The following is a 7938-nucleotide window of genomic DNA, read 5'->3' on the forward strand; positions in this document are numbered from 1 at the left end:
CCAAAGGCGCCCGGCTCCACCCTCAAATATTTTTTCATCCCCCCTCCCCATGGCCCGAAGGGCTGTGGGGAGGGGGGAGGGACCCTTCCATCTCTTCGCACAGGCCCCGAACGGCGTCACTCCATACCTGTCAAGCGCTCAGAGCAGACCCCAAGGCCGCCCCGAGCGCCTGGATGAAATCCTCAATGTCGCGTAGCGCCTCTGGGATGATCTGAAAGACTTCTCGATCATCGGTTTCCCTATACCGGTGGATCAGACGGTTGCGAAGGCGAATCAATCCAACCAGCCGTTGACTTAACTCGAACGGAACCCCCTGGTGTTCTTCAAGGATCCGAACAGCCTCGCTGTAGGTCTCCGAGCTGCGCCACCGGTTCTGGGCGATCAGATGGTGCGCGATATCGACGATCCCTTCGGCAGCCGCGATGAGAGGATAAGGAGCGCTGCCCGCGTCGTGAGGATTCCCCGCGAACTTCGTGAAGCTCATCCGGGCCAGCGAGGCAAGGCGGCTCTGGCTCTCCCAGGAGCGCATTAATCAGCGGGCGCAGCCGGTCGCTTCGATAGCGGATCATAAGGGAAGGGCCTCCCGCAGGTATTCCCCATGCAGGCGGCGGACCTCGAAATATTCCGACCACGTCACCGCTTCGAAGTTGGATCGACGATCCTCATTGCGGCAGAGGAGAATCCGACGGGATCGAATCGCGGCGGCGCGCGGTTTAAGGCCTGAACATCCACGGGGAAGGGGAAGCCGGCCGCTCGCAGGGTCGCTTCCAGCCGATCGGCCAGCCCCCCTTCGCGGCGCCAGGGCCTCTCCGGAAGCGGGTCGAAGAACACCGCCACATCGATATCCCGGAAAGCCTCCGCCTTGACGAAGGATCCGTGGAGATAGGCGAAGACCACATCGGGCTCCGCCGCCAAGGCCGCGGCCAGGAGCTCGGTGATCCGCTCTTTCTCCTCTGGCGAGACCCGATGGATCCTCATCCGAACTGCTCCAGGAAGCGCAGATCGTTCGCCCAGAAATATCGGATGTCATCGATGCGATGCTTGAGCATGGTGATCCGCTGGGGCCCCATCCCGAAGGCGAAGCCGGTGAAACGGCGGGGGTCGTAGCCGCCGTTCTGCAACACCACCGGGTGCACCATCCCGGCCCCCGCGATCTCAAGCCATCCAGTGAATTTGCACACCCGGCAACCACGTCCTTCGCACAAGATACAATCGATGTCCACCTCCACACTGGGTTCCGTGAAAGGGAAATATGAGGCGCGGAAGCGGATCTTGCGTTCAGGTCCGAACATGCGGCGGGCGAAATCCGCGAGCGTGCCCTTGAGGTCGCTCATGGTGACCCGTTGGCCGACGGCCAGCCCCTCGACTTGGTGGAACATGATCTCCGAGCGGGCGGTGATCTGTTCATAACGGTAGCACATGCCGGGGAGGATCACCCGCACCGGCTCGGGGCAGAAGGCCCGCATGGCGTGGATCTGGCCCGGGGAGGTGTGGGTGCGCAGGATCACCCCTTCCCGATCCGTGTAGAAGGTGCTCCACATATCCCGGGCCGGGTGATAGGGTGGGATGTTCAACAATTGGAAGTTATATTCATCGGTTTCCACGTCGCGGCTGGTGAAAACCTGGAAGCCCATATCGGCGAAGATGGCCACGATCTCCCGAAGGGTTTGTGTGGCCGGATGAAGCCGGCCGGCGCGGACGGGGCGGCCGGGCAGGGTGACGTCGAGGGGCGGCGCCTCCAGCTCCCGGCGCAACGCCGCTTGGCGAAGGGCCTCCAAGCGGGCGGCGTAGGCGGCCTCCAATGCCTCTTTGACTTCATTGGCTTTGCGTCCGATGATCGGCCGCTGCTCCTTCGGCAGCATCCCCAGCGAGGCGAACACCTCCATCAACCGGCTCCGGCGCCCGAGGTAGCCGGCATACCAGGCCCGAAGGGCCTCCTCGCTGTCCAAAGCCTCGAGAGCTTGTAATGCCTCCTCCTGAATCCGCTCCAGTTCGTCCGGGGTGATCATCCGCTCAGCCCTCCCAACTCAGGGATGTACGGAAACAATAACGCCCTCGCCCGGTCAGGGACGAGGGCGTGGGAGCTCCCCCGCGGTACCACCCTGCTTGGCCAGTGGGATCTTCCCACTGGCCCCCTCACGGCCCGGATAACGGCGGGCCCTCCGGGAGCGACTACTGCGGCCGCTGCAGAGAACCCAGCGTCCGGTTCGCCGTTCCGGCTCCGGGGCGAACTTCAGCTGGCGGTCACCGAGCGGAGCTCTCAGCCTCCCACCCCGCCGCTCTGGCGGTGCCGTCCCAGCCTACTCCTCCCCTTCATCGCCATTTTGTGTTTTGCCCTGTTTTGTTGCCAAAATAGAATTTCTATGAGGGCGGGTTGCTTACGCGGCCCATCTCTCATAGAAATTCCACGAATCGAAAGCTCGTCGCTGCGAGCTGGGATGACCTCCCCTGTTGTTGGCAACAGCGCAGTTTTGCCTAATTTTACCACCACTAAGAGGGTTCGTGAACGGTTCCTTCCTCTTCTACCAGCCCTCCCAGGATCGCCTTGCGCACGGCGGCGGCGCGGGTGTGAACGCCCAATTTGCTCAGGATGCTGTCCACCTGTTTCTTCACCGTATTCGGGGAGACCACCAGCCGCTCCGCGATCTCCCGGTTCGTCAGCCCATGGGCCATCCAGCGCAGCACCTCCCGCTCGCGGGGCGTCAAGGAGGCCAGGGCGGCCTGATCCTCCGGAGGGAGCGCGCCCTTGGGTCGCGGCGCCGAAGGGACTGGCTGGCTGCTCAAGGCCTGGCGGACGAATTGAAGGAAGCTTCCCCGGTTGAAAGCAGCTTTGTCGAAGAAAGCGAAGACCCCCAGCGTCTGGTAGGCCATTTCCACTTCTTCGAGAGAGGCGGTCGCGCTGACCGCAATCGTGGGAAGCCCACGCCGGCGTGCGAGTTGCAACAATCGCAGGCCATCTCGGTTCCCGAACGGGTTCATAGAGCTGGCCAGCTGGAGGTCGACGATCAGCAGTGAGAAGGTCTTCCGCTCCAGCCAGGCCAACGCCTCCGCATAGGAAGGAGCGGCCACACAGGCAAGGTCCAGCTCCGCCAGGAGCTCCTGATAGAGATCCTGCCAGCCCGGGTCATCCTCCACAACCAGCACCTGCGGCCTCAGCGGAGAGGTCCGCGGATGGGGCGCTGGAGGGGTGAGCGAGGGACGGTTCGGCAACGTCCGCTCCTGTTGGAGCAGTCGAGTGACGACCTCCATGAAGGCGCGGCGCTGGAAGGTTTCCTTCCGCAGGAAATCGACCGCCCGATGGCGGGTTAGCGCCTCCACGGCCATTTCCACCGTCGCATAGCCCGTCAACGCGATAGCCGGGATCGGCGGTTCATGGGCGGCCAACGCATCGAGCACCTGAAAGCCACCTCGATCGCGATGATCTTTCGGATCCAGGGACATGTCGACGACTGCCAGGACATAAGCCTGCTGGTGTAACATCGCGATCGCTGTGCGCGCATCGGCAGCGCTATCCGCTTGGAGGCCCAGGTCCTCCAGCGTCTCAGTGAGCAGCTGCCGCCAGGCGGGATCGTCTTCAACGATCAGCACCCGCTTCCTGGTCGGTGAAATCGCTGGAAGGGTTTTGCTCATCGGGATCCCTCGGCCGTTTGGGCTTGTGGGATTTCGTTCAAGGCTGTGTTCTCTCCCTCCTTATGGCCCTTGGGGCCGTGAGGAGGGAGGAGGAAGATAATCCTCGCTGGATCCTGTGGCGCGAGGAAGCCGCATATGGAAGGCGGTGCCCTGGCCAGGGGCGCTCTCCACCCAGATATCCCCACCGAATCGCTGGACCAGCATCTTGACCCACCACAGGCCGAACCCCAATTTCTTTGAGGAGCGTTTGGTGGAGAAATCCAGCTCAAAGATTCGGTCCTGGAGCTCCAGGGGGATCCCCGGTCCATTGTCCCGCACCGTGAGGATCACTTCGTTTGGGCCAGGGATGCCTTCCACTCGGATCCACCCGCTTTCCCCCAATGCCTCTATGGCGTTCTCCAGGAGGTTGAAGAACACGAGGGCCAATTGCGGCTCCCCCGCCATCACCGGGGGGAGGTCCTCCAACCCCACCGTCTCCAGACGGATGCCGGGTGGAATTCGGAGGTCCCGGAGGGCCAGCTCCAGACAAGGAAGGATCGGGATCGGACGGGGGGCCATCGGTCGTAGGTAAACCATCGCCTCGCGGACGGCGTCGAGGGCAGCCCGGGCCCGGCTCTCGATTTCCTGAACTACTGAGGCCAAGTAGGGATCCTGGAACAGGTCGGGACGTTTCTCCTGTAATCCTTCCAGACGGACCGGGATCAGGCCGATGTGGTTATTGAGGCGATGGAGGAGGTTGGCTGCGATATCGCCGACCGCAGCAAAGGCCTCTGTGATCGCCTGGCGTTCGCGAGCGGCCTGCAGCGCTCGGACGTGCTCCGCAAGCTGAACCGCCAGGGCCGCGTGGTTGGCCAGGATGATGAGCAATCGCTGGTCCCGCTCGGTGAAGGCGCGGGGACGGGAGGAGTGAACCACAAAGACCCCGCGGACGGTCCCGCCAGGCTCCATCATGGGAACCGCCAGAGCCCATCCGCCGGTCTCGAAGGCGAGCGGGCGACGGGATCGGCTGACGGCCTCGGCCAGCCCAGCGGTTCCGGCCATCGCCGGGTGGGTCGCAAAAGCCAAGGTGGGCGAGCCGGTGGGCGGGATCAGCCAGATGGCCCCGTCGGGGACCTGGATCAGCTCGCAGGCCAGGGCGACCGCGCGGGCGAAGAGGGCCTCCTGGCTGCTATGGAGCAGTTGCCCCGTGATCTCCTGCATGCCGCGCAGCAACCGCATCTCCTGGAGAGCGATCACGGCGCGGGCTGCCAGCATCTCCAGCAACTGCTGATCCCCTTCCGTGAACGCTCCGGGCTCGGGGCTTTCCAGATTGAGGACGCCTTCCACCTCGCCGCCGGCGCCGATCAAGGGCACGGCGAGCTCGGAGCGGATCTCATAGCCGGCGAGCCAGGGCCGATAGATCGAGGCCCAAGGGGAGGTGTGGAGATCGCCGATACGGAGCGAACGACGATGGACGGCCACCCAGCCCACAATGCTGGTTTCATCCAGCTCAAGTTCGGGGGCGATGTTCGAAAGGAGCGGGCGGCCGATTAAGGCCCCCAACACCAGACGGCGGCGCTGGCGGTCCACCAGGCGCAGGGTGCCGAAGCGGGCTCCGGTCAGCTCCAGGGCGATCCGCAGGATCGCCTCCAGGATCTCTTGGGGATCCGCCCGCGCACTGAAGAGGTGATCCATGCGCCGCAATTCGTTGAGCTCCTGCGTGGCCCGCAGGAGCCTCTGCCGAAGCCGTTCGATGGCTTGCGCGCGCTGGAGCAGCGCCGCCGCCATGCGAGTGAAGACCTCCAAGGCGCTTAGCTCGCTCTCGGCGAACGGCCGCTCTTCCTGATATGAGAGGTAGAGCACCCCAATCGGCCCCGCGGCGGTGAGCAACGGCCAACATCCTACGACCCGAGCGCCCGCGGCTTGTTTGGCCGGATGGATAGGGGTATCCGGCTCCTCCCACGAGAGAACCCGTCGGCGGCGGGCTAGGGCCCGAGCTGCCATCCCATCCGGCCGGGGCCAATCAGGCCCGATGAACCCTTCGATCTCCCCCACGGCGACCCGGGAGGCGGGATCCAGGGCGCGCTGTTCGGGGTCGTAGCAGAAGAGGACAGCTGTGGCGCCCCGTTCCAGCCCCAGTAACTGAAGGGCCTCCTCCCCGATCCGTCGCATGCACTCGGGGATAGGGGTTTCCGGGGGAAGGCTGGCCAGCCGTTCCCCCGCGGCTTTCAAGCGCTGGAGGATCCCTCCGATCTCCGCTGACATCACGCCCGATCCATATCAAGCAGGAGCTTTTCTGTAAATGCCTCTGGAAGGGAGGGCTTGTTGTAGCCGGGGCTGTTCTGCCATCAAATGTTGTCTTTTAAAGATAAAATTGTACGTAAAGCGCGTGATCGTGCAACCCTTCCTGGAAGCTCGGTTTACTCCTCTTCTCTGCTGCTTCAAGGGCTGCAGGAGGGGAAGGAATGGTTCATCCTGTCCCAGAGCCCCCCTCAACGGCTATAATACAAAGCGCCGTAGGTATTTCCCTTGCGAGGAGGAAAGGATGCCAGCCGCTCTCGACCACAAGAACACGGAGCCGGTGGATTTGACGATCATCGGGGCGGGGCCCACCGGGCTGTTCGGGGCTTTCTACGCTGGTTTGCGCGGGCTCAGCGTTCGGCTCATCGACGCCTTGCCGCAGCCCGGAGGGCAGTTGGCCGTGCTTTACCCTGAGAAGTTCATCTATGATGTCCCAGGCCATCCCAAGATCCTGGCGAAAGATCTTGTGCGCTTGTTGTTCGAGCAGGCCTCGACTTTCAACCCGATCTGCTGCTTTGGGGAGCGTGCTGTTGCGTTGCGTCGGGACAACGCTTTGTGGGTGGTGGAAACTGATAAAGGGGCTTATCCGTCGCGGGCGGTGCTGATCGCGGCCGGCATCGGTGCCTTCCAGCCGAACCGCTTGGGAAAGCCGGAGATCGATCAATATGAGGGGCGTGGTCTGTACTATGTGGTGGCGGAGCGACGACCCTTCCGCAATAAACGGCTGCTGATTGTGGGTGGAGGCGACACAGCCGTGGATTGGGCGCTCAACCTCAAGGATTTCGCCGCGCATATCACGCTGATCCATCGCCGCGATCAGTTCCGGGCACACCCGGGCAGCGTCGCTGAGCTGATGCGCTCCGGCATCGATATCCGTCTGTTCCATGAGTTGAAGGCGGTTCGTCCGGGGCCTGATGGCCACATCCGGGAGGCGGTGATCGTCAACAATCGAACGGGTGAGGAGACGGTCATCGAGGTGGATGCGATCATCATGAGCTTAGGGTTCAAAGCGGATCTCGGGCCGATCAAGACCTGGGGGCTGGAGACGGTCGGGAATCGCTACATCAAAGTGAACGCGCGCATGGAAACCAACCTGCCGGGCGTCTATGCGGCTGGGGATATCACGGCGCCCGAAGGGGTGGAGCCTCTCAACCTGATTGTGATCGGTTTCGCCCAAGCGGCCACCGCGGTCAACTACGCGGCCACTTACATCAATCCGCAGGCCAAAGTCTTCCCTGGGCACTCCAGCGAGATGCGGCTGGGGTAATATGGCGTTACTTCTTTAGTGCAGAGGGTAGTGCTTCTTCCGCATTTGATTGTTAGATACGACCTCGCGCGCTTTCCAGTCATTTCCCTGGGGGATCCTCGGGGCTGTGGACCGCCTTCGGCGGCCCACAGCCCATGAAGAAAAAACTACAATTGCCGAATCGAGGGTGTGGATGGTTAACTGGGGCGAATGGGTGGAGCAGAAGATCCTGGAAGCGATCCGCCGTGGGGAGTTCGATCATCTCCCGGGGAAGGGGAAACCGCTCCATCTGGAGGAGAATCCCTACCTGGAGCCAGGCCTCGCCATCGCTTATCACATCCTTCGTCAGAACGACGCTCGACCGGAGTGGATCGAAGCGGACCTGGCGATCCGGCGGGGGATCGAGGCGGCCCGACGGGATCTACAGCGGACCATGCAATGGCGGGAGGAAATGTTGCGTGCCCTGGAAGGGAAGACGGATGCCCGGAGCGGGGCGGAGCGGAAGTGGGTGGATGAGGAGTGGGAGCGAGCCTTGCGGGCCTTCGCCCGTCGGATCACCGAATTGAATGAGCAGGTTTTTCTTTACAATTTGAAAGTTCCCATATACTGGCTTCAACGCTTTAAATTCGACCTGCGGGAGGAGCTCCAGGCTCTGGGGGTTCCACAAGCCGATATCGAGCGCCTCGAGACCGGATGAGCTGTCCTCATCGGCCGATGAGCTCGATTTCGTAAGGGCCTACCGGGCATCGGTAATGGTAATTGTTTCCTCGAGGGGTGGGGGG

7 protein-coding genes are annotated in these 7938 nt (G+C 62.9%); 2 read left to right on the top strand and 5 right to left on the bottom strand.

Translation table 11 applies throughout. The annotated features are described in order from the left end of the window. Positions 1-130: 130 nt before the first annotated feature. The 5 genes from ACFMO5_RS07080 to ACFMO5_RS07100 all read right to left on the bottom strand — a co-directional run bounded on the left by ACFMO5_RS07080 (position 131) and on the right by ACFMO5_RS07100 (position 5874). Positions 131-529, bottom strand: a complete 399-nt coding sequence (locus tag ACFMO5_RS07080; protein WP_376792056.1) for a DUF86 domain-containing protein — start codon at positions 527-529, stop codon at positions 131-133. 104 nt (positions 530-633) lie between these two features. Then, positions 634-978, bottom strand: a complete 345-nt coding sequence (locus tag ACFMO5_RS07085) for a nucleotidyltransferase domain-containing protein (protein ID WP_376792057.1) — start codon at positions 976-978, stop codon at positions 634-636. After that, complete coding sequence (locus ACFMO5_RS07090) at positions 975-2009, bottom strand: phenylalanine--tRNA ligase subunit alpha (protein ID WP_376792058.1); 1035 nt, start codon at positions 2007-2009, stop codon at positions 975-977. Before ACFMO5_RS07090 ends, ACFMO5_RS07085 begins: the two co-directional genes overlap by 4 nt. Positions 2010-2490: 481 nt before the next feature. Beyond that, positions 2491-3630 (bottom strand): response regulator, encoded by a 1140-nt coding sequence (locus ACFMO5_RS07095; protein ID WP_376792059.1) that lies wholly within the window; start codon positions 3628-3630, stop codon positions 2491-2493. Positions 3631-3690: 60 nt separating this feature from the next. Further along, a complete protein-coding gene (locus ACFMO5_RS07100; protein WP_376792060.1) occupies positions 3691-5874 on the bottom strand; it encodes a GAF domain-containing protein in 2184 nt (727 codons plus the stop codon). A gap of 280 nt (positions 5875-6154) precedes the next feature. Between ACFMO5_RS07100 and ACFMO5_RS07105 the strand changes: the two genes are divergently transcribed. Beyond that, entirely contained in the window at positions 6155-7177 is a 1023-nt protein-coding gene (locus ACFMO5_RS07105; RefSeq protein WP_376792061.1) for an NAD(P)/FAD-dependent oxidoreductase, read from the top strand. Between the two features lie 172 nt (positions 7178-7349). Continuing rightward, on the top strand, positions 7350-7853 hold the full coding sequence (locus ACFMO5_RS07110; RefSeq protein ID WP_376792062.1) for a DnaJ family domain-containing protein: 504 nt from the start codon (positions 7350-7352) through the stop codon (positions 7851-7853). Positions 7854-7938 lie beyond the last annotated feature (85 nt).

The sequence above is a fragment of the Thermoflexus sp. genome (genome assembly GCF_042408365.1).
In the GTDB taxonomy this organism is placed as follows: domain Bacteria; phylum Chloroflexota; class Anaerolineae; order Thermoflexales; family Thermoflexaceae; genus Thermoflexus.